The sequence below is a fragment of the Exiguobacterium sp. s64 genome (genome assembly GCF_018618035.1).
Lineage (GTDB): Bacteria > Bacillota > Bacilli > Exiguobacteriales > Exiguobacteriaceae > Exiguobacterium > Exiguobacterium mexicanum_A.
This window is the reverse complement of sequence record NZ_JACSLH010000001.1, coordinates 369,536-395,255: the sequence shown is the minus strand read 5'-3', so window position 1 is coordinate 395,255 and position 25,720 is coordinate 369,536. Positions and strand designations below refer to the sequence as shown.

At 54.2% G+C, this 25,720-nt stretch carries 24 protein-coding genes, 1 pseudogene and 1 riboswitch; of the genes and pseudogenes, 2 read left to right on the top strand and 23 right to left on the bottom strand.

Translation table 11 applies throughout. The annotated features are described in order from the left end of the window. Positions 1-3: 3 nt before the first annotated feature. The 7 genes from plsX to KNP64_RS01985 all read right to left on the bottom strand — a co-directional run bounded on the left by plsX (position 4) and on the right by KNP64_RS01985 (position 7,362). On the bottom strand, positions 4-993 hold the full coding sequence (gene plsX, locus KNP64_RS02015) for a phosphate acyltransferase PlsX (RefSeq protein WP_214791522.1): 990 nt from the start codon (positions 991-993) through the stop codon (positions 4-6). Continuing rightward, a complete protein-coding gene (gene fapR, locus KNP64_RS02010) occupies positions 990-1,559 on the bottom strand; it encodes a transcription factor FapR (RefSeq protein ID WP_021067087.1) in 570 nt (189 codons plus the stop codon). The genes plsX and fapR overlap by 4 nt, the downstream gene beginning before the upstream one ends. A 92-nt stretch (positions 1,560-1,651) precedes the next feature. After that, entirely contained in the window at positions 1,652-3,682 is a 2,031-nt protein-coding gene (gene recG / locus KNP64_RS02005) for an ATP-dependent DNA helicase RecG (protein ID WP_214763876.1), read from the bottom strand. Next, on the bottom strand, positions 3,669-4,556 hold the full coding sequence (gene sdaAA / locus KNP64_RS02000) for an L-serine ammonia-lyase, iron-sulfur-dependent, subunit alpha (RefSeq protein WP_214763875.1): 888 nt from the start codon (positions 4,554-4,556) through the stop codon (positions 3,669-3,671). The genes recG and sdaAA overlap by 14 nt, the downstream gene beginning before the upstream one ends. 12 nt (positions 4,557-4,568) lie before the next feature. After that, positions 4,569-5,231, bottom strand: coding sequence for an L-serine ammonia-lyase, iron-sulfur-dependent subunit beta (sdaAB, locus tag KNP64_RS01995; RefSeq protein WP_214763874.1), 663 nt, complete (start codon positions 5,229-5,231; stop codon positions 4,569-4,571). 63 nt (positions 5,232-5,294) lie between these two features. After that, a complete protein-coding gene (locus tag KNP64_RS01990) occupies positions 5,295-6,977 on the bottom strand; it encodes a DAK2 domain-containing protein (protein ID WP_214791524.1) in 1,683 nt (560 codons plus the stop codon). A gap of 22 nt (positions 6,978-6,999) precedes the next feature. Continuing rightward, positions 7,000-7,362 carry an Asp23/Gls24 family envelope stress response protein gene (locus KNP64_RS01985; protein ID WP_016509701.1) on the bottom strand — a complete coding sequence of 121 codons (363 nt, stop codon included), beginning with the start codon at positions 7,360-7,362 and terminating at the stop codon, positions 7,000-7,002. Between the two features lie 253 nt (positions 7,363-7,615). Here KNP64_RS01985 and rpmB point away from each other — a divergent pair, with 253 nt between their 5' ends. After that, on the top strand, positions 7,616-7,804 hold the full coding sequence (gene rpmB / locus KNP64_RS01980; RefSeq protein WP_015881349.1) for a 50S ribosomal protein L28: 189 nt from the start codon (positions 7,616-7,618) through the stop codon (positions 7,802-7,804). Between the two features lie 58 nt (positions 7,805-7,862). Here rpmB and KNP64_RS01975 read toward each other — a convergent pair whose 3' ends face one another. The 14 genes and pseudogenes from KNP64_RS01975 to gmk form a co-directional block, all read right to left on the bottom strand. Beyond that, positions 7,863-8,450: a thiamine diphosphokinase gene (locus KNP64_RS01975; protein ID WP_214791526.1), complete on the bottom strand. Its 588-nt coding sequence runs from the start codon at positions 8,448-8,450 to the stop codon at positions 7,863-7,865. Then, on the bottom strand, positions 8,450-9,022 hold the full coding sequence (gene thiT / locus KNP64_RS01970; protein WP_021067081.1) for an energy-coupled thiamine transporter ThiT: 573 nt from the start codon (positions 9,020-9,022) through the stop codon (positions 8,450-8,452). Before thiT ends, KNP64_RS01975 begins: the two co-directional genes overlap by 1 nt. Before the next feature lie 76 nt (positions 9,023-9,098). Next, a riboswitch (TPP riboswitch) is annotated at positions 9,099-9,199 on the bottom strand. A 19-nt stretch (positions 9,200-9,218) separates the two neighbouring features. Continuing rightward, positions 9,219-9,875, bottom strand: coding sequence for a ribulose-phosphate 3-epimerase (rpe, locus tag KNP64_RS01965; RefSeq protein ID WP_034777139.1), 657 nt, complete (start codon positions 9,873-9,875; stop codon positions 9,219-9,221). Position 9,876: 1 nt separating this feature from the next. After that, positions 9,877-10,761 carry a ribosome small subunit-dependent GTPase A gene (gene rsgA, locus KNP64_RS01960; RefSeq protein ID WP_214710585.1) on the bottom strand — a complete coding sequence of 295 codons (885 nt, stop codon included), beginning with the start codon at positions 10,759-10,761 and terminating at the stop codon, positions 9,877-9,879. A gap of 44 nt (positions 10,762-10,805) precedes the next feature. After that, entirely contained in the window at positions 10,806-12,743 is a 1,938-nt protein-coding gene (gene pknB, locus KNP64_RS01955) for a Stk1 family PASTA domain-containing Ser/Thr kinase (protein WP_214710584.1), read from the bottom strand. Between the two features lie 5 nt (positions 12,744-12,748). Further along, positions 12,749-13,483, bottom strand: coding sequence for a Stp1/IreP family PP2C-type Ser/Thr phosphatase (locus KNP64_RS01950; protein WP_214791528.1), 735 nt, complete (start codon positions 13,481-13,483; stop codon positions 12,749-12,751). An 8-nt stretch (positions 13,484-13,491) separates the two neighbouring features. Next, on the bottom strand, positions 13,492-14,577 hold the full coding sequence (gene rlmN / locus KNP64_RS01945; protein WP_034777130.1) for a dual-specificity RNA methyltransferase RlmN: 1,086 nt from the start codon (positions 14,575-14,577) through the stop codon (positions 13,492-13,494). A 2-nt stretch (positions 14,578-14,579) separates the two neighbouring features. Then, on the bottom strand, positions 14,580-15,908 hold the full coding sequence (rsmB, locus tag KNP64_RS01940; protein ID WP_214791530.1) for a 16S rRNA (cytosine(967)-C(5))-methyltransferase RsmB: 1,329 nt from the start codon (positions 15,906-15,908) through the stop codon (positions 14,580-14,582). A 1-nt stretch (position 15,909) separates the two neighbouring features. Next, positions 15,910-16,824 carry a methionyl-tRNA formyltransferase gene (gene fmt / locus KNP64_RS01935; protein ID WP_371815264.1) on the bottom strand — a complete coding sequence of 305 codons (915 nt, stop codon included), beginning with the start codon at positions 16,822-16,824 and terminating at the stop codon, positions 15,910-15,912. 39 nt (positions 16,825-16,863) lie between these two features. Continuing rightward, positions 16,864-17,295, bottom strand: a pseudogene (def, locus tag KNP64_RS14945) (peptide deformylase); the annotation flags it as partial. A gap of 11 nt (positions 17,296-17,306) precedes the next feature. Beyond that, a complete protein-coding gene (priA, locus tag KNP64_RS01930) occupies positions 17,307-19,631 on the bottom strand; it encodes a primosomal protein N' (RefSeq protein ID WP_214791534.1) in 2,325 nt (774 codons plus the stop codon). Then, positions 19,628-20,818: a bifunctional phosphopantothenoylcysteine decarboxylase/phosphopantothenate--cysteine ligase CoaBC gene (gene coaBC, locus KNP64_RS01925; protein WP_214791537.1), complete on the bottom strand. Its 1,191-nt coding sequence runs from the start codon at positions 20,816-20,818 to the stop codon at positions 19,628-19,630. Before coaBC ends, priA begins: the two co-directional genes overlap by 4 nt. A 59-nt stretch (positions 20,819-20,877) precedes the next feature. Continuing rightward, complete coding sequence (rpoZ, locus tag KNP64_RS01920; protein ID WP_214710579.1) at positions 20,878-21,087, bottom strand: DNA-directed RNA polymerase subunit omega; 210 nt, start codon at positions 21,085-21,087, stop codon at positions 20,878-20,880. Beyond that, positions 21,087-21,734 carry a guanylate kinase gene (gene gmk / locus KNP64_RS01915; protein ID WP_052090097.1) on the bottom strand — a complete coding sequence of 216 codons (648 nt, stop codon included), beginning with the start codon at positions 21,732-21,734 and terminating at the stop codon, positions 21,087-21,089. The genes rpoZ and gmk overlap by 1 nt, the downstream gene beginning before the upstream one ends. A 131-nt stretch (positions 21,735-21,865) precedes the next feature. On the opposite strand from gmk, the gene KNP64_RS01910 reads away from it, so the two are divergent. Beyond that, positions 21,866-23,554 (top strand): Rqc2 family fibronectin-binding protein, encoded by a 1,689-nt coding sequence (locus tag KNP64_RS01910; RefSeq protein WP_214791539.1) that lies wholly within the window; start codon positions 21,866-21,868, stop codon positions 23,552-23,554. A 406-nt stretch (positions 23,555-23,960) separates the two neighbouring features. Here the strand turns inward: KNP64_RS01910 and KNP64_RS01905 are convergent, their stop codons facing one another. Both KNP64_RS01905 and KNP64_RS01900 read right to left on the bottom strand, forming a co-directional pair. After that, entirely contained in the window at positions 23,961-24,896 is a 936-nt protein-coding gene (locus KNP64_RS01905) for an FUSC family protein (RefSeq protein WP_214710577.1), read from the bottom strand. Then, complete coding sequence (locus KNP64_RS01900; protein ID WP_251126246.1) at positions 24,893-25,693, bottom strand: hypothetical protein; 801 nt, start codon at positions 25,691-25,693, stop codon at positions 24,893-24,895. Before KNP64_RS01900 ends, KNP64_RS01905 begins: the two co-directional genes overlap by 4 nt. Positions 25,694-25,720: the final 27 nt, after the last annotated feature.

Here is a 25,720-nt window from a genome sequence, read left to right as displayed (position 1 = left end):
GAATTAGTTTGTAGCTTTTGCTTGTTTGATTTTCGCGACGACGTCGTGATCGACCATGATTTTCGCCTGTTTGAGCGCGCTCATGATGGCGAGCGCGTCGCTCGAACCGTGTGCTTTAATGACCGGGGCGTTGATTCCGAACAAGCCGGCCCCACCGTGTTCCCGATAATCTAATGTTTGTTTCAATCGCTTCAACTTCGGTTTTAAGACGAGAGCGGCGAGCTTCGAGACGAGATCGCTCGTGAACTGCTCTTTCATCATCTTCATGAGCATCGACGACGAACCTTCGACACCTTTGAGCAAGATGTTTCCGGCGAACCCTTCCGTGACGATGACATCGACATCACCGGACATCGCCTCGCGCGCTTCCACGTTGCCGACAAAGTGGACCGGGGCTTGTTCAAGGAGGGGGTACGCCTCTTTCGTGAGGGCGTTTCCTTTCCCAGCCTCGGTCCCGATGTTCAGTAGTGCGACCCGCGGACGTTTGACGCCGCGAACGTGCTCGGCATAGAGCGAGCCCATGATCGCATAGTCGACCAAGTGCTCGGCCTTCGAGTCCGGGTTGGCCCCGACGTCTAAAATGACGACACCGCTACCCGTATATGTAGGGAACGTAGGTGACAACGCGGGGCGCTCGATTCCTGGGATCCGTCCGATGACGAATAGTGACGCCGCCATGAGAGCACCGGTATTCCCAGCCGAGACGAGTGCGTCGGCCTCTCCGTCTTTGACGAGTTTGGCCGCCACGACGAGTGAGCTGTCCTTTTTGCGACGGACGGCTCGGACCGGTTCGTCGTCCCCGGTGATGACTTCGCTCGCTGGAACGATTTTGATTCGCGGGTCGGTCAACCCGTACGAAGCGAGTTTGACCTCATCTCCGACTAAAAACAGTTCCATCGATTCGTTCGGGAATGCGTCGGCAAACTGCTTGACGCCTTCCACGATCGCTTTCGGGGCGTGATCCCCGCCCATTGCATCAATTGCTAATTTCATGCCTGTTCCTCCTCACCGCGACGATAAATCGTGAAGTCTCCGCTAAAGACACACTCTTCGCCGACATAACTATCCACTGTGACGTCCGTTCTTCCGTCCCGACGCAGTTTGATCACACGAGCCTTGGCAACGACTCGCTCTCCAAGATGGACCTGGCGACTGAAGCGGATGTCCGCTTTAGTGGTCAACGCCAATTCATCATTGATGAGCGCCACCGCTAACGAGTTGGCCTGGGCGAACAATACGTGTCCCCGGGCGATCTCGTTGCGGCTAAAGACGTGTTCTCTCTCAATGTCGAGAACCGAGATGGCCGATTCATCGAGCTTCAAGTCAATCATATCACCGATGACCTCGCTCATGGCGAGCGACTTCACTTCATCGAGGTGTTCTGAGGCTACATGCTTAATCCGTTCTCTCACTTCCGGAATTTTCAACTCCATCCGATCGAGACGAATCGTTTGAATACTGACGGCGAACTGCTTCGACAGCTCTTCGTCTTTGATGAACGGGTTACGATCAATCGTTTCTTGCAATAAGCGTTGCCGCTCTTTCTTAGGTACCCGCATTCAGTTCCCTCCTAAACTCTATGCTAAAGAACTTAATACCTGGTACTAATAGCAGTATATATTCTTTAGATTGTATTTTCAAGTGTTGTTTCTCATTCCAAGCGGCTACCGACGAGTAAGTCGAGTCGCTTCAAGTATTGACGGAGCGGCGCATACGTCGCTTCATTCCAAAACGCCTCGCTGCCGAGCAGACGAACCGCGTCTTGCATCGCTACCTCCATCACTTTTAAATCAAGTACGGGATCGGCAACGCGGAAGCTCGGAAGACCGCTTTGGGCCGTCCCAAAGAAATCACCGGCCCCGCGCAATTCCAAGTCTTTCTCGGCCAAGACGAATCCATCGTTCGTCTCCGTCATCGTCTTCAAACGAAGTTTGCCGACATCGGACTTCGGGTCTCCTACCAATATACAATAAGATTGGGCGGCGCCTCGACCGACGCGTCCGCGCAACTGGTGTAGTTGCGCCAAGCCGAACCGCTCCGCATCATGGATGATGATCAGCGAGGCGTTCGGGACGTTCACGCCGACCTCGACAACCGTCGTCGAGACGAGGATTTGAAGGGCATTGCTGGCGAACGCCTTCATCACGTCATCTTTCTCGGTGCTCGACAGTTTTCCGTGCATGAGACCGACCGCGTAATTTGGGAAGCGTTCTCGCAACACTTCGTAGAGTGCGGTCGCACTCTCGACCTCGAGCGTGTCCGATTCCTCGATGAGCGGCGCGATGACGTACGCTTGGCGTCCAAGCGTCAGTTCACGGTCGACCATCGCGTGGACCCGGTCTATTTGGTCGGTCTTGGCCCAATACGTCTCGATCGGTTTCCGGCCGGCCGGCATCTCATCGATCGTCGAAACGTCCATCTCGCCGAAAGCACTGATGGCGAGCGTCCGTGGAATCGGTGTCGCCGTCATATAGAGCACGTCGGCGAGCTCCGCCTTGTCACGGAGCATCTTGCGCTGTTCGACTCCGAACCGGTGTTGCTCGTCGGTGATGGCTAAATGTAGGCGCGAGAACTCGACCGGCCCTTGGATCAAGGCGTGCGTCCCGACGATGATATCGACGTCCCCCGCTTTGATGGCCTGAAGCAACTCAGTACGGGCCTTGCCTTTGACCGAACTCGTCAATAAACCGACTCGAATCCCGTACGGCTCAAACAGCGCTTGAAGCGAGGCGAGATGCTGTTCAGCCAAAATTTCGGTCGGGACCATAAGCGCCCCTTGATAGCCGGCGCTCACCGTCGCATACAAGGCGATCGCGGCAACGACTGTCTTTCCGCTCCCGACATCCCCTTGTAGCAACCGATTCATTCGTTCTGGCACTTCTAAATCCCCGACGATTTCCCGGATGACACGCGTCTGCGCCCCGGTCAACGGAAACGCAAGTTGTTTGACGAATTCGTTCAATTGAGGCTTATCGAGCGTGAGGGCACGGCCTTTACCCGACCGTTCCATCTTCCGGAACGCCTGAAGCTTCAATTGATAGAGCAGACATTCTTCATAGACGTAACTGCGGCGTGCCTGTTTGTACGTCTCGACCGAATCAGGGAAATGCATCCCTTTTAACATCGCCTCCCGATCCTCGAGACGATAGCGTTGCCGAATCAATTCCGGCAGGCGGTCCTCGAACGAGGTCGTCTGTTCAAACGCAAGCTTGACGATCCGGCTGAAGTTCTTCTGGGTCAACCCGGCCCGAAGCGAATAAATCGGTTGCAGCCCGTCCGACAGTTCACCGAACTCGAGGTCGGTCGCGCTGATTGTCATCCGGTTCATGTCCCATTTCCCTTTGACCGTCACGGTGGCGCCGAGCGTGAGCTTGTCTTTATAGAACGCCCGGTTGAACATCGTCACGTGGACGACGTAGCGTTCCTCGAGCAATAGCCGAAATTGGAGCCGGTTCTTGCCTTTACTGTAATAACGGACGAGCGGTTCCGCTTGGACGGTACCGCTCCATTTGACGAGGTCGCCGTGGATGGCCGTCGTTACCGTGCCGCTATTATAATTTTCATAACGAAACGGAACGTGCTCCAGCACGTCCTCGATTCGTTCGAGACCCATCGTCTCTAATTTTTTGGCCATCTCTGGCCCGACCCCTTTGAGCGTCGTCAGCGCCTCACTTCTCGACATTTTCTTTCTCTCCAAAGATGTTTCGTTCGAGACGGCGGGCCGTCGGCGTATTGGCAAGTCCACCGCGGGCTGTCTCTTTCAAAGCGGTCGGCATCATCTGGCCGATCTCATGCATCGCCGAGATGACCTCGTCACAAGGGATGCGAGACGTGATACCAGCGAGGGCCATATCGGCCGCGACAATCGCGTTCGCTCCACCCATGGCGTTCCGTTTGACACACGGCACTTCGACGAGACCCGCCACCGGGTCACAGACGAGACCGAGCATGTTTTTCAAGGCGATCGCAAACGCCGTCGCCGATTGTTCCGGCGTCCCACCGGCTGCTTCGACGATGGCCGCCGCGGCCATTCCGGTCGCCGAACCGACTTCCGCCTGACAACCACCGGCCGCCCCTGAAATCGAGGCGTTGTTGGCTACGACGAACCCGAACGCACCAGACGTGAACAAGTAGCGGACCATCGCGTCACGGTCCATTTCCAGACGCTCTTTGACCGCAAACAACGTACCCGGTACGACACCGGCGCTGCCGGCCGTCGGGGTCGCACAGATGCGTCCCATCGCCGCGTTGACTTCATTCGTCCCGATCGCTTTGGCGACCGCGTCTAAAATCAAATCCCCAGCGAGCGACTTGCCCGAGCGGATATAGTCGGTCATGAGCACGGCGTCATTCCCCGTCAACCCCGTCACAGACGTCACGCCTTCGAGTGCCCGCGCAACCGCTTCTTCCATCACCTCGAGGTTGCGTTCCATCATGCCGACGACGTCTTCACGCGTCGAGCGTCTGACGTGCACTTCTTGCTCAATCATCACTTCTGAGATCGGAATCCCTCGTTCCGTTGCCGTTCTGACTAATTCTTCTACTGATTTAAACATATTGGTGTCTCCTTATTCCCCAAAGATGGCTACCCGCTCGATTTGAGGTAACCGCTCGATTTCCGCTAACACGTCTTTTGACAAATGATCATCAATCTCGATCGCCATGAGCGCTTGCTTGCCTTTCTCATGACGGCTCACTTCCATGTGCCCAATATTCAACTCATGCCGGGCCAAAATACCCGTCACGGCCGCGATCGCCCCGAAGCGATCGTGGTGCAAGACGACGAGTGCCGGCCCGCCGCCCGACAATTTGAGCGGGAATCCGTTCAACTCGGTGATCTCGATCGTCCCGCCGCCGATTGAAATCCCGACGATTTCAAACGTACCGTCCTCGTCTTCTAGCCGGACGCGGGCCGTGTTCGGATGGTCCGTCAGCGCATCGCTCGTCTCAAAGACGACCTCGATGCCGCGCTCTTTCGCGATATCGAGCGCTTGCGGGATTCGCAAATCAAACGTATCGAAGCCCATGATCCCACCGACGATGGCCACATCGGTACCGTGCCCCCGATACGTATCGGCGAACGACCCATAAAACGTGATGTGTGCGAGTCGTGGCGTTCGCCCGAACAACTTCCCAGCCATGAGGCCGATGCGCGCGGCTCCGGCCGTATGCGAACTCGATGGACCGACCATGACCGGTCCGATGATATCAAACACACTGCGATATTTCATCGCATTTCCCCCTTTCAAAAAAACCCTACCTTCATTATACAGAAGGTAGGGCTGAGTTACAGCTTATTCCACACTAAAAATGTAGGAGTAGAGCGGTTGTTTCCCGTCATGAACCTCGATTTCAATCTCGTCGTTCTTCGACTCGATGTACGCCGAGAGTGCCTCCACGTCTTCTGCTGACGAACCTTCGCCCGTCAAGATCGTGATGATCTCATCGTCGGCATCCACGAGGGCGTCGACTAATTTCTTCGCCGCTTCGAGGCTCGAGGCCGATGAGGCGACGATTTTCTTCTCGGCGATCGCCATGTGGTCGTCTTTACGAATCTCGACGCCGTCGATACTCGTATCACGAACCGCATACGTCACTTGACCAGACTTGACGGTACTAGCCGCCATCTTCATGACGCTTTCGTTCGTCTCGACATCGGCTTCCGGGTTGAACGCGATCGCTGCCGCAAGTCCTTGTGGCACCGTCTTCGTCGGAATGACCGAGACGCCGCAAGGTGCGACCGAAGCCGCTTGTTCGGCAGCCATGATGATGTTCGAGTTGTTCGGGAAGATGAAGACATGATCCGCGTTGGCCGCTTCAATCGCCTTGACGATATCTTCCGTCGACGGGTTCATCGTCTGACCGCCTTCGATGACGTGAGCCGCACCGAGTGAACGGAACAAGTCGCTGACACCTTCACCCATCGCGACCGTGACAATCGCATATGGCGCTTTCGCCTTCGGAGCCGTCGGTTGGACGCCATGTTGGTTCGCGCCGTGTTCTTCTTCTAAAATGGTCGAGTGCTGTTGACGCATGTTCTCGATTTTGACAGCGACGAGTTCACCGTAACGCTGTCCTTTCGTGATGACGTCGCCTGGCGTCTCGACGTGAACGTGAACTTTAAGCAACTCTTCATCTGCGACGACGAGGAGTGAGTCCCCGAGTTCAGACAGTTCGTTGCGGAACGCATCCTCGTTGAACGGGGCATCCTTCAACTTCGCGTCTTGGAAACGAACCATGATTTCCGTGCAATAACCAAACTCGATGTCTTCGGTCGACATGAATCCTTGCGCGGCGTGGGCATGATGTTCGGCTTCGATGAGCGCATCCATGACCGGTGCATGTGGCTTCTCAAGCTCTTTTCCTTCAAGGCTCGCAAGGAACCCTTCATAAATAACGAGCAAGCCTTGGCCGCCCGAATCGACGACGCCAACTTCTTTCAAGACCGGCAATAAGTCCGGCGTCCGCTCGAGTGAAGCTTTCGCTTCCACGATCACACGTTCCATGAACTCGTTGAAGTCGCTCGTCGACTCTGAAGCACGGAGCGCTTCGTCGGCCGCTTCACGAGCAACCGTCAAAATCGTTCCTTCAACCGGTTTCATAACCGCCTTGTATGCCGTGTCGACACCACGTTTCAATGCCTCAGCGAAATCGACTGTCGACACTTCGGTCTTTCCTTCGATTGCTTTACCGAAGCCACGGAACAATTGGCTTAAAATAACACCGGAGTTCCCGCGTGCCCCCATCAAGAGACCACGTGCAAACTTCGATGAGACGTCAGCGATATTTGCCGTGTTGAGTGCGGCCACTTCCTTCGCACCCGATGTCATCGTCAAATTCATGTTCGTCCCCGTGTCGCCATCCGGCACCGGGAAGACGTTAAGCGAATCTACATAATCCGCATTCTGGCTCAAGTTGGCTGCACCGTTCGCGACCATGTTCGCGAACACCAATCCATCTAAACGTTTTAAACCCACACCAAATCCTCCTTCGTTCTCGTCAGTCATTCGTCAGACGAACGCCTTGTACGAATATGTTTACCGACGAAACGTTTAATCCTAAAGTTTCACCGAGCGTGTATTTTACACGGCTTTGCACGTTGTATGCGACTTCCGACACTTTCGTCCCGTAGCTCACAATGATGTGCATGTCGATATGTACGTCTTCTCCATCTTGACGTACGACCACGCCTCGGGCGTAGTTTTCACGCTTCAATAGTTCTGCAATCCCGTCTTTCAATTGAGCTTGAGACGCCATTCCCACAACGCCGAAACATTCCATCGCCGCACCGCCTGCGAGTGTTGCGACCACGTCGTTCGTGATGTCAATATTGCCATATGTTGTCTTCATTTCAATTGCCATATGGAGTAGCCTCCTTCATTCGGAATGATTCCTTCACTACATTCTACAATAAGTACCTAGTTATTAAAAGAACCTGCTCCATAAACTCGGTCAATTGTAGCCGTAACCCTCATTCATTATTAAAATCCTTTCCAGTAATGTCAAGTTTTTTTCTTGTCATCCTATGATTTTCTAGTTGCATCGTGAAAAAACCCGTGCTAATATAAACGAGTGTCTATTAGGACGAACCCACATAAAAAAGGAGGGGAAACGCATGGCACGTAAATGCTACGTAACAGGTAAATCACCTAAATCAGGTAACAACCGTTCGCACGCACTCAACAAGACAAAACGCACTTGGGGTGTAAACGTACAAAAAGTTCGTATTCTCGTTGACGGTAAACCTAAACGAGTTTGGGTTTCAGCTCGCGCTCTTAAATCAGGTCTCGTTGAACGCGTATAATTTTTATACACGAACGAAATAAATCCCAGCGGCATTCGCCGATGGGATTTTTTTGTGTTCATTTTTTGATATACAGCACGAGCACCGTGCCTTCATGCACAATCAAATCCGCTGATTCGCCGGCCCACTCGTTCGAGATTGTGAGCGCCTCATGGCTGACGACATCGTGACGGTCGAGCGGATATTTGACGCCGCGGATTGACACGTTCGCCCGCTTCCACGGGACGAGCGACAAATAGTGATCGTCTTGACGTGGGAGCTCGTGACGCCCGGTTCCGACAAGACGAACGGTTTGCCCGGCCGTGAACAAACGCATCTCTGGATACGCCTCGAGCAGCCCAATATTACCGAGCGTCATGTCGAGGCGTCCACCGAGAGCGCCGTACACGAGCATCTCCGTCGCCCCGTGTCCACGGGCCGCCTCGAGCGCGATCTCAAGGTCGGTCACATCTTTTTCAGATGGGTAACGGACGGCGTCGATCGGCACTTCGCCCGTGAAAGAGTCGAAATCGCCGACGACGAGATCCGGGTTCAGCCCTTGGTTCAACAGTGTCTCGTACCCCCCGTCGACGCCGATGATGTAATCGACGTCACTAGGGAGTCCCGAGATTGGTTCCGGGCTAGCCGCCACAATCAACACCCGCATTAGCGGACGTCCCGGGTCGCGAGCGTGGCGAAACGTGGTGCCGAGACGAACAAGAGAACGAGGACGACGGCCGACACGAGGAAGGACGGCAACATATACGTCATGTTATAAGCAAACGAATAGGCGACGACCGGCCCTTCCGCATACTCGGCGAAGAAAACGATCCCTGATAAAACGTGGGCGCCGTAGCGAAGCAAAGAACCGAGGAGCGCCCCGAGCACCAAGTAGACGACGAGCGTCTTTTTCGCCTCGTCCTTGGCGGCTCGTTTCACTTGTCCGGCGAACAGTCCGGCCATACCGACGACACCATAAGCGAATGTGTAGTCGAGCAGGAACTGGACCGGCGTGAAGATGTAAGCCCCGAACAGCAGTTGCAACGTTCCGACGAGCGCTCCTGTCGCCAGTCCTCCTTTTAATCCATGGCGGTACGCCATCACGAAGATTGGCAACATCGCCAGGCTGATCGATCCACCCTGCGGCATCCGGAACGGGATGAGCAAATCAAAGATCAAGCCGAGTGCGGCGAACAATGAGATTTCAATGAGCGCCTGTAGTTTTAAACGTTGTTTCATCTTATTCCCTCCTAATTATATGAGCGAACGACAAAAAGCAGCATGACGTAAACGCCATGCTGCTATCGAGTAGCAACGTGCATTTTCGCCACATCCCTACGTCCGTGTGAACGGAACAGGTTCAAAGGGTTAGCAAATGCCTCTCAGCCACAGAATGTGACACCCCTTGCGACAATATTTGTTGTTCTATTGACGATTATACACGAGATGCGTGACGAATGCTATCGATTGCGTCTTTATAGCTCGGCTCGTTATAGATGGCTGAGCCAGCCACGAGCACATCAGCTCCAGCGTCGATGCATAATTTCGCCGTCTCTGCGTTGACACCGCCGTCGATCTCGATTTCAAAGTCGAGACGACGCGCTTGGCGCATCTCGCTCAGCGCTGCAATTTTCGGGACGACCGATTCGATGAATGCCTGGCCCCCAAAGCCAGGGTTCACCGTCATAAGGAGCACCATGTCGACGTCACCGAGCACATGTTCAATCGACGACAGCGGCGTATGCGGATTCAAGACGACACCACACTTGGCGCCAGCCGCTTTGATTTGTTGCAACACGCGATGCAAATGATTCGTCGCTTCAACGTGGACGGTGACGATGTCTGCCCCGGCCTTGATAAAATCTTCGACGAACCGTTCGGGCTGGTCGATCATCAAATGGACGTCGAGTACCATGTCCGACTTCTTCCGTAAGCTCGCTAACACCGGTAGGCCGATTGAGATGTTCGGGACGAATTGACCGTCCATGACGTCAAAATGGATGTAATCCGCTCCAGCCTCTTGGACCGCCTTCACTTCTGCCTCTAAATTGGCGAAGTCCGCCGCTAAAATCGATGGTGCAATTTTAATCATGTCAGTACCTCCGTTGTCTATCGTTTAACTCTGCCATAAACGTAACATAATTCTCATAGCGGGTGGAAGCGATTTCTCCAGCTTCGACGGCCGCTTTGACGGCACAACCTGGTTCGTTCAAATGGGCACAACCGCGGAATTTACAGTCATCGTGCCGCTCGACGAACTCAGGGAAACACCAGCGCATCTCTTCGACTTCGAGTTCTTCTGGGAACTCGAGGCTCGAGAAACCAGGCGTATCGGCCACGAGCCCGTCGGCAAGCGTGATAAGGGTGACGTGACGCGTCGTATGCTTACCGCGCCCGAGTGATTTCGAGATTTTCCCGGTCGCAAGTTCAAGCTCAGGTGCGACCGCGTTCAAGAGCGAGCTCTTGCCGACCCCGGTCTGTCCGGCGAATACGCTCGTCTTCTCCTTAAACGACCCACGAATTTGTTCGATTCCCGATCCGTCCTCGGTCGACGTCTCGATGACCTCATAGCCGATCGAACGGTATAAGGCCGCTGCTTCATGAATCTTCTCCCGTTCCGACTCCGTCAACAAGTCCATTTTCGTCAAAACGATAATCGGATGGACTTGCTTCGATTCAATCAAGACGAGGAAACGGTCGAGCAGATGGAACGAGAACGCCGGCTCTTTTACCGAGAATAACAAGAACGCTTGATCGATATTGGCGATTGGCGGACGGACGAGATGGTTCGACCGCTCGTCAACAGCCAATATATAACCGGTACCATCCCCTTGGTCTTGGATGTCGACATCGTCGCCGACGACAGGTGAGATGTTCCGGTTTCGGAAATTGCCGCGGGCGCGACAACGGATCTCTTGTTTCTCTTCCGTCATGACGTCATAAAACCCGCCTTGTAATCGAATAATCGTACCTTTCATTCCATTACCTCCTTAGAAAAAGAGGCGACGCGCACGCCACCTCTTCATTGTGATTCTTTTGCTTGTGCGTAAGTCACCGTATCCGTGCGAACAACTTCGCCATCGACTTCAATCGTCGCGGTTCCGACTTCGTCCGGTGCGATGACGAGCGTATACGAGTAAGTCGTCGTCTCCGTTATCTTATCACGCAACACCTCGACTTCGCCACGGGCATCGACCGTCCGAATGACGACTTCGAGCGCTTCAGCCTCTTCCCCTTCGGGCGGCGGCTCGATTTCGACGTTGACTTCCCGTTCGATTGAGACGTCGGTCGGTTCGACCCCTTGTGACACGATGACGGTCAGTTCCGTCCCCGGGTCGACTGCCGTTCCTGCCGTCGGGAGTTGGCGGATGATTTGATTTGCAGGAACGCTCGTTGAATACTCATCACGTTTGACGATTTTCAAGCTATTCTGTTCGGCATACGTCGTCGCTTCCTCGAACGTATAGCCCGCCAAGTTGGCGAGTTCGATTTTATTACTGCCGGTCGAGACGACGAGCGTCACCGTCTCTTCAGATGGGACGACCTCGTTGCCTGGGGCGATCGATTGGGAGATGACATCCCCGCTATCGACCGTCTCGGATGCCTCCGACTGAATCTCGATATCCGTGAACTCAAGATCTTTGAGCGTCCGTTCGGCCGACGACTGGGACAGTCCTTCAACATCCGGCATCTCGACCGTTTCTTTTCCGGCCGAGACGACGATTGTCACGGTCGTCCCACGTTTCGGCTTCCGTCCGGCTTGCGGTGTCTGCGAGATGACGTCGCCAGCGGCAATGTTGTCACTTGCCCGTTCAGTTGCCTCGACGACAAAACCGGCCGTTTCGAGCTCGGTCGTCGCCTCGTCGCTCGTCATGCCGACGACGTCCGGGACGACGGCACGGGACATCTCGTCAGCGATGACGTAAGCCCCGATCCCGCCACCAATCAACAGGAGCGCAAGCAAGAGCCAAAGCCACCACTTCTTCTTCCGTTTCGGTTTGTCTTTCACAGGTTCACTTACTGCGACCGGTTGCTCGGGCGCCTCTTTGACGTTTGGCTCATCCGGTACGACTGGCGCCATGACGAGCGTCTGATCAAACGCATCTTGCTCAGCGTTCGACCGCTTCGGTTCATTCGCACGTTCTGAATCAAGTGACGTCATGCAATCTTTTTTGAACGCGGCGACCGAGGCATGACGTGCGCCCGGTGACTTCGCGAGCGCCTGCATAATACAGTTCTCGAGCGCTTGCGGGATGTTCGGGTTCAAATCCATCGGTCGAATTGGGTCGTCTTGCAGATGCTGCAGCGCGACGGCGACCGGCGTCTCGCCGATGAACGGCACCCGGCCGGTCACGAGTTCATAGAGCACGGCGCCGAGCGAATAAATATCTGACTTCTCATCGGCGAACTTTCCGCGCGCTTGCTCCGGGGAAAAGTAGTGGACCGACCCCAGGACCGACATCGTATGGGTCAGCGTCGCGTTCGACATGGCCACCGCAATCCCAAAGTCCGTCACTTTGACGTTGCCGCTCTGATCGATCATCATGTTTTGCGGTTTGATGTCCCGATGAATGATTCGATTCGCATGGGCATGGTCGATCGCATCACAAATCTGTCCCATGATGCGAAGCGCCTCGTCGACAGATATGTACTCTTCTTGCAAATATTGTTTCAGCGTCATCCCGTCGACATGTTCCATGACGATGTAATAGATGTCGCGTTCGTCTCCGACGTCGTAAATGGCGACGATATTCGGATGGTTCAGACTCGTCGCCGCATGGGCTTCTCGTTCAAACCGGCGTATAAATTGTTCATTATGCGAGAATTCAGATCGCAACACCTTGATGGCGACGGTTCGGTTTAAAATCTCATCGTGAGCCCGGTAGACATTTGCCATGCCGCCGCTGCCGATTTGCTGTTCGATCCGATAACGATCGTTGATTCGTTCTCCACTTCGCATCGGATTCATCCTCTCTTTCTATCTGTGAACTGGACGAGGGCAACAGTGATGTTGTCACTCCCACCCAAACGGTTGGCTCGATCGATCAATTGATCCGCCTTGACGTCCGCCGAGACGGGACGTTCCAAGACTTGCTTGATCTCGTCATCGGTCAAATGCGTCGTCAAGCCGTCCGTACAGATTAAAATCGTGTCAAACTCGGGTTCGGCAAACACTTGCAGATCAGGTTCGACATGCTCTTTCGAGCCGATCGCACGGGTGATGATATTACGTTTCGGGTGGACGCGCATTTCTTCCTCGGTCAACTCCCCGAGTTGCTTCAACACGTTCACGTAGGAATGGTCTTCTGTCAACTGCTGAAGTTTATCGCCACGCAAGGCATACACACGACTATCCCCGACGTGGACGATGACGATCGTCTCGTCGTGCCAGCAGACACCGGCAATCGTCGTCCCCATCATGAGCAGGTTCGCTTGTTTCGAGAAGTCGAGCACTTGCTCATTGGCCAGTTCCACGTTGTGGCGAAACCAATTCTCCATCTCCATCGGTGAGGCCGGCAGCGTCGGGAAGGCACGACGAAACTGCTCGATGACGAGCTGACTCGCGACCTCCCCGGCTTCATGCCCTCCCATACCGTCGGCCACGAGTGCGATCCCGGCGTGCTCGTCCCCTAAAATCAAGACGGCATCCTCGTTTTGCGCTCTCACTTGCCCCCGGTCGGTTCGGTATGCTAATTCCATCTTCCTGATTACCTCGTTTCTTGTTCGCGCTCCTTCGCTCGAAGCTGCCCACAAGCCGCATCGATATCCGAACCTTGTTCGCGACGAATCGTCACGTTCACTTTTCGGTCTTTGAGCACTTTTTCAAAGGCAAAAATTTGTTTACGTGGTGTGCGGACGTAGTCGCGCTCGAGCACGTGGTTGACTGGAATCAAATTTACGTGACATTTGACGCCTTTCAACAAGTCCGCCAACTGATGGGCGTGTTCTTCCGTGTCGTTGACACCACCGAATAAACCGTATTCGAACGTGATACGGCGACCACTCTTCTCTGTATAGTAGTTGACGGCTTCCATCAACTTATCCAAGTTGTAGGCACGGTTGATCGGCATGAGACGAGTCCGAATCTCTGTCGTCGGCGCGTGAAGCGAAATGGCGAAGTTGATGCGCATCCCTTCATCGGCGAACTTGTAAATCTTCGGTACGATCCCACTTGTCGACACCGTAATATGGCGTGAACCGATGTTCAAGCCGTCATCGTGGTTGACCGTGCGCAAGAAGCGCATCAATTCGTCGTAGTTATCGAACGGTTCGCCGATACCCATGACGACGATTGAGTCGACTCGCTCTCCACTTGCGTCGAGTGCGCGTTGGACGTCGAGGACTTGCGCCGTGATTTCACCGGCTTCTAAGTTACGTTTCAAACCGCCGAGTGTCGAGGCACAGAACGTACAGCCAATCCGGCAGCCGACTTGTGTCGTGACACAGACCGAGTTGCCGTACTCGTGACGCATGAGCACCGTCTCGATCGAATAACCGTCTTGAAGCTCGAACAAGAACTTGATCGTGCCGTCCTGTGATTCTTGACGGACGAGTTCTTTCAACGTCGTCAATTGGAACGCCGCGTCTAATTTCTCGCGGAGCGGTTTAGAGACGTTCGTCATATCGTCGAACGATGTCACACGCTTGACGTACATCCAGTCATATAACTGTTTCGCGCGGAACGATTTTTCTCCTGCTTCGATGAGCCACTGTTCGAGTTCTGAATACGTGAGGGAATAGAGTGACGGCTTGGCACCGACCAATGGATTTTTTTCAACTGCTTTTGGATTCATGTTTATACCTCTTTCTTGAATGCGGCGATATAGAAACCGTCCGTCCCGAACGTCGTCGGGAGTAATTTGAGTTCAGCGCGGTCCGATGACACCATCGGGCGCAATACTTGTGGAAGACGGTCCTGGAGTGTCTCATCCCACGTCAATCCGTTCGACAAAATGTAATCGGCCTGTTGCTCATTCTCAGACGGATCGATCGTACATGTCGAGTACACTAGCGTACCACCTCGTTTGAGGAGTGGCAAGACGGCGTCGATGATTTCACGCTGGACTTTCGGCAGTCCGGCGAGAGCAGATTTGTCTTTTGTCCATTTGATATCGGGCTTGCGGCGGATGACGCCGAGTCCTGAACATGGGACATCGAGCAAAATCCGATCGAAGCTCTCCGGTTCAAACTTGTCACCGGCCTGACGGGCATCGAGGGCAAGTGCGGTCACTCCATCGATATGCAGACGCTTCGCTTGTCGTTCAATCAACTTCGCTTTATGCGGATGCAAGTCGAGCGCGACGAGCGTTCCGCCGTCCATGCGTTCGGCCGTATGCATCGCTTTCCCGCCCGGGGCGGCACAAGCATCGAGCACGCGTTCTGTCTTCGCGGCTTGAAGCGCATCGGCGACAATCATCGAGCTCTCATCTTGAATCGACAACAAGCCCATGTCGATGAACGCCGTCGCGTGAACGTTTCCGGACTCGATGACGAGCCCGTCCGCTGATAGTTCCGACCGCGTGGCAACGACATCGACTTCAGCGAGCCGTTCAATCATCTCGTCAACGGTGACACGTTGGCGGTTGACCCGGACTGTGACCGGCGCCGGTTCGTTATTCAATTTACACATCGCCTCGGTCGCTTCGACACCATACGTCTCCACCCATTCGGCGACGAGCCAATCAGGATGGCTATGTTCGATGGCAATCCGTTCAGCGTCTGGCAGCGTGCTCAAATCCGGGAACCCATCCCGGACGACGTTGCGCAAAACGCCATTGACGAACTTGCCGGTTCCCGAATGGCCCCGTCTTTTCGCGATTTCAACCGCTTCATGCAACACGGCCCGATCCGGGATCTTGTCGAGATAAAACAGTTGATAGACGCTCATCCGCAAGAGCGGCAAGACAAATTTGTCCAATTTTTTCGGGTTTTGGACCCGCTTCTCTAAAATATAATCGAGCGTCCGTTTCCGACCGAGCGTCCCGTAGACGAGCTCCGTGTAGAGGCCGACGTCTTTCGTCGCTAATTTTTTTTGTTTCAATAGGTCGTTGACCGCAATCGTCGAATAGGCGCCGCCTTGTTCGATTTTGATTAGCGTATCAAGCGCTGCAACTCGTACGTTCATATTATCCTCCTAGTCGATCGCCGACTTGTAACTTTTGGCCGGCCCCACGCATAAATGTGGCCCCGTCCATTCGTTTTTTACCAGATGGTTGCAAATCGATCACTTTAATAGCGACCGCGTCACCTGTCGCGACGACAAACCCATCCTCTTCAAGCCGTACAATCGTTCCCGGTTCACCCGTCCCTGTCGTCTTCGACCCGAAGAACAGTTTGACCCGTTCACCCGCAATTGTCGTAAACGCCGTCGGGAACGGATTCATCCCTCTGATATGGTTATAAATGTCTGTGCCGGAACGGGTCCAGTCAATCTGTTCCCGCTCCCGTCTGATGTTCGGTGCGAACGTGACGTCACGCTCGTCCTGCGGCACGGCTTCAATCCAACCAGCAAGGAAGGCAGGAAGTGTCTTGATTAACAAGTCAGACCCTGCGACCGCGAGCTTGTCGAACAACGTACCGACCGTGTCCAATTCTTCGATTGGTACGACCGTGTTGGCAATCATATCGCCGGCATCGAGCTTATCGACCATGTACATGATCGTGACGCCCGTCTCTTTGTCTCCGTCGAGGATGGCTTGATGGATTGGAGCACCACCCCGATGTTTCGGCAAGAGCGAGGCATGGACGTTGATGGCTCCATGTTTCGGCGCTTCTAACAGTTCGGTCGGAACAATTTGACCGTACGCCGCCGTCACGATCAAATCCGGTTCAAGTGCCAAGATGTCCGCATAATCGGTGCGCACCTTTTCAGGCTGTAACACCGGGATGTTGTGGCGCAGGGCACACTCTTTCACCGGCGTCGGTTTCAGTTCGCGTTTTCGTCCGACCGGCTTGTCCGGTTGCGAGACGACACCTACGACATTGTATCCTTCTTCGAGCAAGCGCTCAAGTACGGATACGGCAAACGTCGGAGTGCCCATGAAGACGATGCGTTGATCCGTCCCTTTTTCCGGCACGGCGAGTTTGTCTGTGAACAACACCCCGTCGAGATGATCGATCTCATGTTGAATCGCCCGGGCGAAGAAACCGCTCGCCTTCACTTGTTGGTAGCGGCCCTTCATGTCTTGCGTCTTGACGACGATCGTCTCATGCCGTTCGACGAATCCGAACTCTCCCGGGATGCTCAAGCACCCTTCAAGGCCGACCTCGCTTCCCGACGTCTCGATGATCTCTGGATTGATCAATACGAGCGGACCGGTCTCATCATCCGTATGGACGACGGCGAGCCGTTGGTTCAAGTTGACTTGCGGGGCGGCAACGCCGACGCCGTCATATTCGTACATCGTGTCGAACAGTCGATCGACCGTCTGACGCAACTTTTTATCAAATTTCGTCACCGGATCACACGTGACCCGTAAAATCTCATTTGGAATCTCTACTACTTTATACATCTGGTTCCACCTCACATGAATACGTATGGGTTTACGTCGATACTCAATTGATACTCTTTTTTACTGATCGCCTTCGCGCGTGCCTGTTGCAACGCGGCGAGGACCGGATATAGCGCCTCAGGATGTTTCGTTTTGATGAACAACTGATAGCGGAACAAATTCTTTAGTTTAGACAACGGTGCCGGCATCGGTCCGTTCAGCCGTGACTGGGCCACATGCGCCTCGACGAAATCAGAGGCGAACAGCTCGGCCTCGGCTTGGGCGACGAGCGGACTTTCGGCCGCGAACGTGACAAGCGTGACGTACCAATACGGTGGATGGTTGCCGACTTGCCGCAACTGCATCTCGCGAGCGAAAAAGGATTCATAGTCGTGCTCGCTCGCCGTCTCGATGACGTAATGGTCGGGATTGTACGTCTGCACGTACGCCTCGCCTGGTAGACTACCTCGACCGGCCCGCCCCGCGACTTGGGTGACGAGCTGGAACGTGCGCTCGGTCGCCCGGAAATCGGGCATGCCGAGTGTCGCATCCGCCGCGAGCACCCCGACGAGCGTGACGTTCGGGAAGTCGAGTCCTTTGGCGATCATTTGAGTGCCGAGCAAAATGTCAGCCTCTCCATCCTCGAAGCGTTTCAACAGTTGCTCGTGCGACCCTTTTCGGGACGTCGTGTCTTGGTCCATCCGGATAATTCGCGCCTCGGGGATGCGGTTCAACAGCTCGGTCTCGATCTTTTGCGTGCCGGTGCCGAACTGTTTGATTTTCTTGCTGTCACATGTCGGACATTTTGATGGCATCCCAATCTCATAGCCGCAGTAGTGGCACTTGAGTCGGTCACCGTGTTGGTGATACGTCAAGTTGACGGCGCAGTGCGGGCAAGTGAGTCCTTCCCCGCAGTCACGGCACATGACGAACGTCGTGAAGCCACGACGGTTGAGCAAGATGACGCACTGTTCTTTTTTGGCGATGCGGTCGTTGATGGCGACAAATAAATCTTCTGAGAACATCGTCGTGTTGCCTTTGGCGAGTTCACGCCGCATATCGATAATATGGACCGGCGGCATCTCGCCCCCGTATCGCTCACTCAATTGCAGATAGCGATAGACGCCTTTTTGGGCGCGGGCGTAAGACTCGAGTGACGGGGTCGCACTACCAAGGACAACCGGGCAACCATGGTATCGGGCCCGCCAAATCGCAACGTCACGCGCATGATAGCGCGGGTTCTCTTCTTGCTTGTACGTCGTCTCATGCTCTTCATCTAAGATGAGCAGGCCGATGTTCTCGAGCGGGGCGAAGATGGCCGAGCGTGCCCCGACGACGACATCGACTTCACGCCGCTTGATCTTCCGCCATTCATCATATTTTTCCCCTTGCGACAAGGCGCTATGAAGCACAGCGACCCGGTCGCCGAAACGGCGCTTGAACCGTTTCACCATCATCGGCGTGAGCGAAATTTCCGGCACGAGCAAAATCGCCTGTTTGCCTTCATCGACGACTTGACCGATCGCTTCGAGATAGACTTCTGTCTTCCCGCTGCCGGTGACCCCATGCAGGAGCAACGTCTCCCCGGCTTCCGCGTCACGGATGGCATGAACGGCCGTCGCTTGACTCTCGTTCAATTGGACCGTCTCAACGACCTGTTCGATCGTGGCATACGGGTCGCGATTCAGTTCGACCTCGGTCACTTTGACGGCACCGAGCGACTCCATTTTTTGCAGTTGGGCGCGCGATAGCCCGATTTGACGTAACGACGACCAATACATGCGCGGTACGTCCTTTAGCAACTCAATCGCTTCTTGTTGTTTGTTCGCACGGCCCGGGATGACAGTCGCATCAATCAGTTCGATGACGAGGTCCGTCTTGACAGTCCGTTTCTCTTTTAACACCGGCGCGAGCAAGATGTCCCCTTTTTTGGCGAGCGCCAAGATGATGGACTGCGTCTCTTTCGGGTACTCGGAAAGATGGGTACCGGCCCGAACGCCGTCCGGGAGCGTCTCGCCCTTGATTTCTTTGTCATAGCTCACTTTCAGCGCCGCCGGTAGCATCGCGAGAAGCGCCGACGACCGGAAGCAGAGCGTCGTCTCTTTCACGTGTGTGGATAAGTCGAGCAACTCGTCCGTCAGAGATGATTCTTCATCTAACAGGGCTTCAAGTGGCTTCAAGCCTTCACGCGTCCCTTCCGAGACACCAGTCACGATCCCGAGCAGGCGTCGTGAGCCGAACGGGACCGAGACGCGCATGCCCGGCTCGATCAATGTCTCGAACTGGGATGGGACCTCATAATCGAACGGACGGTCGATCGTGATGACCGGAGCGTCGACATGGACGTGGGCGATCATCGTAAATCTTCCTTAAAGTGGGTGAGCAACTCGACGGCGAGCTCGCGTTTGCTTTGACGAGGCAAGCGGACATGCGCCCCGTCCGCGCGAAACAACATGACCTCGTTGTCGTCAGAGCGGAAGCCGATATCTGGCTTCGACACATCATTCGCGACGAGGTAGTCGACCCGCTTGCGGGCGATTTTATCGCGTGCATGTTGCTCGAGGTTCTCCGTCTCGGCCGCAAAACCGACGAGGAGCTGATGCGTCTTCTTCTCGCCGAGTGTCTTCAATATATCGGTCGTCTCTTCAAGCTCGATCGTCAACGCCCCGTGTACTTTTTTGTGTTTCTCGGTGTGGATCGTCTTCGGACGATAGTCGGCGACGGCTGCCGATTTAATGACGAGATCTTGGTCATCAAAGCGTGCGAGCACCGTCTCGAGCATATCTTTCCCGGATTCGACGGCGATGGCGGTCACACCGTCCGGTATCGGTACTTGCAGCGGACCATGGACGAGCGTGACGAAGGCACCCATATCGCGGGCCGCCTCGGCGAGCGCGACGCCCATCTTGCCTGATGAGTCGTTCGATAAGAAACGGACCGGGTCGATGCGTTCGACCGTCGGCCCTGCCGTAATCAATACTTGCTTCCCGAGCAGATGTTTCGGGACGAACTGGCTCTCGATAATCCGGACGAGGTCTTCCGGTTCCGGTAGACGTCCCCCCCCAATCCAGCCGCAGGCGAGGTTGCCGACACCGGGCTCGATGATTTGATAACCGAACGTTTTGAGCGTTTCGATATTGCGACGTGTGGCCGGATGTTCAAGCATATTGACGTTCATCGCCGGTGAGACGATGACCGGGCATTTCGCCGCTAAGATTGAGGTCGTGATGAAGTCATCGGCAATACCGGCCGAGAGTTTCGCGATCATGTTCGCCGTGGCAGGTGCGACGACGATCAAGTCACTCGTATCGACAACGTCGATGTGGGCGATTTTGGTCGGGTCATGTTCCTCGAACACGTCGGTGTATACCGGGTTTCGACTGAGCGCCTGAAACGTCGCTTTCCCGACAAATTCTTCGGCTGACGCGGTCATTGCCACCCGAACGTTCGCACCAGCCTGGACAAGTTTCGACGTGAGCGCGCACGCCTTATACGCCGCAATCCCACCGCTCACACAAAGCAAGATATTCCGATCGTTCAACATTCACAATTCTCCCCCTTATAGACAATGAGACCCAAGTCGTATCCGACTTGGGTCACACTTCATCCGTTGTTTTTTTCGTTCGTGATGATTGTCGTGTCACCCGAATACAATTCTTCTAGCGCTTGACCGACCGGCTTATACGATTTTGGCGCGGCGACTTTCGGTGCTTTTCCGTCCTGGATTTGGCGGGCCCGCTTCGCGGCCACCGTCACGATCGTGTATTTCGACGGGATGATACGTTGTAAGGCATCAATCGAAGGGTATAACATTAAATGACCTCCATCATGGCTTTTTTATAGAGAGATGCGACACGTTCACGTTTACAATGTTCGGCCGTCACGATCGCTTTGATACGATCAATCGCTTTGTCCACTTCATCATTCGTAACGACGTAATCGTATGCATCCATCAATTCAATTTCTTCCCGGGCGACGAGCAAGCGTTGCTTGATCACATCTTCCGATTCCGTACCTCGACCGACTAAGCGGTTGCGTAATTCTTGCAAGCTTGGCGGAGCCAAGAATAAAAAGACCGCTTCCGGGAAACGCTCTTTCACTTGGAAAGCACCTTGGACTTCAATCTCAAGGATGACGTCTCTTCCGCTCTCGAGTGTCTCACGAACCCATTCGACCGGTGTCCCATAATAGTTGCCGACAAATTCAGCGTGTTCGAGCAATTGATCGTGCTCGATCATGTCTTCAAATTGTTCTCTCGTCTTAAAGAAGTAATGCACGCCTTCCACTTCCCCTTCACGCGGTTTCCGGGTCGTCGCCGAGACCGAATATTGAAGGTTGTTGTCCTCTTCCTCACGGAGCACGCGGCACACTGTCCCTTTACCGACGCCACTCGGGCCAGACAAGACGATTAATAATCCTCGTTCTTTAAAATTCACTGCAAGACCTCCATCTTCTAACATCACATTTAATTATAATAGCAGTCAATCAATTGTTCCGGCAAGAAGAAGTTCGGATTTCCTACTTCATCGTACCATATTTTCCATGAATCTGATAACGTAGAGACAGAAAAAGAACAAAGGTGATGAGACTAGTGGCATATGATGGATTAATGACATATCGTGTTGTAACAGAATTACAAGCTCTTGTCGGAGGGCGAATCAATCGCGTGCACCAACCGTATTCCCTCGACTTGATGATTCAAGTCCGATCGAACCGCCAAAGCGTCCAATTGCTCGTTTCGGCGAACGCGATGTACGCGCGGCTCCAATTAACGGATAATCCGACCAAGAACCCGCAAGAACCCCCGATGTTTTGCATGATGCTCCGCAAACATATCGAAGGTGGCTTCATCACGGCGGTCGAACAAATCGGACGCGACCGTGTCATCGTCTTGTCGATTCGTTCACGAAACGAGCTCGGCGACGAAGAGAACAAGAAAGTGTATATCGAATTGATGGGACGACACTCGAACGTCGTGTTAACGAACGAGGACGGCAAAATTTTGGACGCGATCAAGCACTTGCCACCGTCACAGAACACGTACCGGACAATCATGCCGGGCAGCGATTACTTATTGCCGCCGGCCCAAGACAAGTGCGACCCGTTGACAGAACGTGAAGCGGGCTTGAAGCGAATCGATTGGAACGCCGGAAAACTTGATAAACAACTTGTCGCCAGTTTCGCAGGCCTGAGCCCGCAGATTGCACAAGAAATCGTCCATCGGGCCAAACTCCCGAACCGGGCGAGCATCGAAGAGGCGTTCTTCGGTGTGATGGCCGACCTCGAAGGACCGTTCGTTTTCCAACAGCTCGCTTCCGGAAAAGAACGTTTCAGTCCGATCGTGCTCACGTCAGGAGAGATTACCGCCGAAGAACGCTACGAGACGAGCAAAGACGTCCTCGACCGCTTCTTCTATGAAAAAGCGAACCGGGACCGCGTCAAACAACAGGCGCATGATGTCGAACGTTTGCTCAAGTCCGAGCTCGAGAAGAACATCTTGAAGCGGAAGCGTCTGCTCGACGACTTGAAGGCGACGGAACGGTCCGATGAGCTCCAAAAATACGGTGAACTGTTGACGACGTACTTGTTCCAACTCGAGAAAGGTATGACCGTCGCTCACGTCGTCGACTACTACGACGAAGAAGGCGGTATGATCGACATCCCGCTCAATCCGCTCAAGACGCCAAACGAAAACGCACAAGCTTACTATAAGAAATACAACAAGTTGAAAGTCGCCAAAATCGAAGTGCAAAAGCAAATCGAATTGAACGACGCCGAGATTCACTATTTAGAGACGCTCGTCGCCCAACTCGATGTCGCCTCGCCTGCCGATATCGTCGAGATTCGGGAAGAATTGGCTGAAGGCGGCTATATGAAACAACGGAATCAAAAGAAGAAACAGACGAAGAAAATTTCGCTCGAAGCGTATACGTCGTCGACGGGGACAGAGTTCTTCGTCGGGAAGAACAATACGCAAAACGATTATTTGACGTTCAAGTTCGCACGTCGCGACGAGATTTGGCTCCACGTGAAAGATATTCCCGGCTCACACGTCATTATTCGTTCGAGCGAACCCGACGAGACGACGCTGCTCGAAGCCGCGACAGTCGCCGCCTACTTCTCGAAGGCCCGTGCCTCGAGCGGTGTGCCGGTCGATTACACGAAAGCGCGCTATGTGAAAAAGCCGAGCGGCGCCAAGCCTGGATTCGTCATCTATACGGATCAGCAGACGGTGTACGTCACGCCGGATGAGCGGCTCGTTAAATCACTCCAGCAATGAGTTCAGACCACGTCACATGACGTGGTCTTGTTTGTGACTTGCATAGAAATCGATGCTTACTATCGCCTTCGCCGGCACCCTCCGTTCCTGGGGCGATGCGGATGCCTCCACAGTGCGTACCGCACTTTACGGGGTCATCCTTGCATCGCTCTCCCCTAGGAGTTCGGGTGCCGGCCCGGACATCGGTTGGTCCTGCTTCTTTTTGGTTTTCCTCTAATACGTAAAGATGAAAGATTGCTTGTACGTGGCGCCGGAGACTCCTACAGGATAGCAATCCGACGGAGACCCAGCAGCGACGCTAGTCGCGATGCGGCTCCGGGATTGCCTGTGGAAAGCGAAGGCGCCTAAAGGACGAGCTCTCAATCAATCATAAAGCAAGGCCCCGTCGCTAAAACGGGGCCTTGCTTCATTTCGGATTATGTTTGAACGCTTCGAGCTGTTCATGATAGTCGAGCAAATGCCCGTGTAAGATTTCAGAAACGGATAGATCCTCATGCGGCAACGTGAACAGCGAATACGGCTTGTCACACGTGTAGAGGATGTCGTGATGATGCGCAAGGAGATATAAAAATTCGGATTCGAACGCCCGGCGTTCTTCCTCACCAATCAATAATAGTGCCTCGCGGTGTTCGGCGAGACTCTCGAGCAGCAAGACGAGCTTGTCCTCAAGGTGAATCAATAGACGATACTGTTTGATCGTCAAATGCTTCAATGTCACGTTCGTCACTTTCATGTCTTCTTGGAGCATCATGTGCAGCTCCTGATGCCCGAGGATGCGGGCCCGCGTCTCAAGCAATTCTGATGGGGATCCGACAAGTTCGCGCCAATGGTGGAACATGTAGGCCGATGTCTTTCGAATCTCACTGAGCAACCGATCTTCATAACGAGGCGGCAGGAACGCATAGTTCACTCCGAGTGAGACGAAAACACCGACGGCCGTCAAAAGCGAACGGGTCCACGCATAATGGAAGAAGTCGGTCGTCGGGTTCTCGAGCATGAGCACGATTGCGAACGCCGCGTACGTCGACATGTGTGTCTTATCGAACGTCGTGTTGAGCGTGAGCGCCACGATGACGGCGAGCCCGATCGAGATCGGGTTGACTCCGAACGCGTAGACGATCAAGAGACCGCACATGAGCCCGACAATCGTCCCGAAGATTCGACTGAAGACGATATTTGATGACCGTTTCACGGTCGGTTGCATCGCGACGACGGCCGCGATGGCCCCCATGCCTGAATAGATGCCAAACACGTACCACGACAAGGCGATCGTGATGGCGACGGCAATCCCCGTCTTTAATGTCCGGAGTCCGACTTTAGGGATGTAACGTTTGTTGATCATTTAAGTTCGACCTTTCCTGTCTCGGAAATGAGTTCGATATTCGGTCGGTTCGAGTTCGACAGATGATACACGCCGCCCCCGATTTCCTTGAACCGCTCGGATGCTGTCACGTTGCCGGACGTGGTGACGTTCACTTGTCCGGTCGCATTGCGCGGCTCGTAGGCGAGCGTCCCAGCCTCGGTCTGAACCGTCAAGCTTTGATTGACGACGATGTCACCCACGGTCGCATTCCGATAGGAGCGGATATTTCCCGTGACGACCCGGACGGTCTCTAATGTCGCATCACTCCGCGTCTCGACACGAAGTCGATCACTTTCGAGTTTCTTTACATTGACTGCGTTCGCCTCCAAGACAATCGTCTTAGCGATCAATCCTTGTCCCGTCACTTGCTCGGCCTCGACATCAATCGACGTCATCGAGCTCGGCAAGGCGACGCGAATCTTATAACGGGACGGCTCATCGCTCGCCCGACTGCCGAATTGACTCAGTTGGCCATACCGCTCGACGACCGAGATTGTGTCGCCGACCGATTTGACTTTGATGCGACGCTCTTTCGAGTTCGTCTGCAATACTTCAATCTGAACCTTCTCATTCGTGCTCCGAACAAATTCGACGTTACCATGCGCCGTCTCGAGCCGAAGCCTCTTCATCTGGTATCGGTCCTCATACGTGTCCCCGAGTGCCAACACATGGCTGAATACGAATAAATTCAAGAAAAAAATGAGGGGCAAGACGGTGAAGACGAGTCCGAACGCGATTTTACGATGTTTCGGGATCGCTTGAAAGCGAGCTTTCAAGGACTTTCCCTTCATTCTAGAATACGC

What these genes read in the sequence shown, in the direction of transcription:
- KNP64_RS01905 (WP_214710577.1), bottom strand. Translation starts at nt 24,896, where the DNA reads ATGATCAACAAACGTTACATCCCTAAAGTCGGACTCCGGACATTAAAG.
- fapR (WP_021067087.1), bottom strand. Translation starts at nt 1,559, where the DNA reads ATGCGGGTACCTAAGAAAGAGCGGCAACGCTTATTGCAAGAAACGATT.
- gmk (WP_052090097.1), bottom strand. Translation starts at nt 21,734, where the DNA reads ATGTTAGAAGATGGAGGTCTTGCAGTGAATTTTAAAGAACGAGGATTA.
- KNP64_RS01985 (WP_016509701.1), bottom strand. Translation starts at nt 7,362, where the DNA reads ATGGCAATTGAAATGAAGACAACATATGGCAATATTGACATCACGAAC.
- coaBC (WP_214791537.1), bottom strand. Translation starts at nt 20,818, where the DNA reads ATGTTGAACGATCGGAATATCTTGCTTTGTGTGAGCGGTGGGATTGCG.
- thiT (WP_021067081.1), bottom strand. Translation starts at nt 9,022, where the DNA reads ATGAAACAACGTTTAAAACTACAGGCGCTCATTGAAATCTCATTGTTC.
- rpoZ (WP_214710579.1), bottom strand. Translation starts at nt 21,087, where the DNA reads ATGTTATACCCTTCGATTGATGCCTTACAACGTATCATCCCGTCGAAA.
- recG (WP_214763876.1), bottom strand. Translation starts at nt 3,682, where the DNA reads ATGTCGAGAAGTGAGGCGCTGACGACGCTCAAAGGGGTCGGGCCAGAG.
- sdaAB (WP_214763874.1), bottom strand. Translation starts at nt 5,231, where the DNA reads ATGAAATATCGCAGTGTGTTTGATATCATCGGACCGGTCATGGTCGGT.
- rsmB (WP_214791530.1), bottom strand. Translation starts at nt 15,908, where the DNA reads ATGAACGTACGAGTTGCAGCGCTTGATACGCTAATCAAAATCGAACAA.
- plsX (WP_214791522.1), bottom strand. Translation starts at nt 993, where the DNA reads ATGAAATTAGCAATTGATGCAATGGGCGGGGATCACGCCCCGAAAGCG.
- rsgA (WP_214710585.1), bottom strand. Translation starts at nt 10,761, where the DNA reads ATGAAAGGTACGATTATTCGATTACAAGGCGGGTTTTATGACGTCATG.
- rpe (WP_034777139.1), bottom strand. Translation starts at nt 9,875, where the DNA reads ATGATTAAAATTGCACCATCGATTTTAGCGGCGGACTTCGCCAATTTA.
- KNP64_RS01975 (WP_214791526.1), bottom strand. Translation starts at nt 8,450, where the DNA reads ATGCGGGTGTTGATTGTGGCGGCTAGCCCGGAACCAATCTCGGGACTC.
- sdaAA (WP_214763875.1), bottom strand. Translation starts at nt 4,556, where the DNA reads ATGTTTAAATCAGTAGAAGAATTAGTCAGAACGGCAACGGAACGAGGG.
- pknB (WP_214710584.1), bottom strand. Translation starts at nt 12,743, where the DNA reads ATGCGAAGTGGAGAACGAATCAACGATCGTTATCGGATCGAACAGCAA.
- KNP64_RS01950 (WP_214791528.1), bottom strand. Translation starts at nt 13,483, where the DNA reads ATGGAATTAGCATACCGAACCGACCGGGGGCAAGTGAGAGCGCAAAAC.
- rlmN (WP_034777130.1), bottom strand. Translation starts at nt 14,577, where the DNA reads ATGAATCCAAAAGCAGTTGAAAAAAATCCATTGGTCGGTGCCAAGCCG.
- priA (WP_214791534.1), bottom strand. Translation starts at nt 19,631, where the DNA reads ATGATCGCCCACGTCCATGTCGACGCTCCGGTCATCACGATCGACCGT.
- fmt (WP_371815264.1), bottom strand. Translation starts at nt 16,824, where the DNA reads ATGGGCACTCCGACGTTTGCCGTATCCGTACTTGAGCGCTTGCTCGAA.
- rpmB (WP_015881349.1), top strand. Translation starts at nt 7,616, where the DNA reads ATGGCACGTAAATGCTACGTAACAGGTAAATCACCTAAATCAGGTAAC.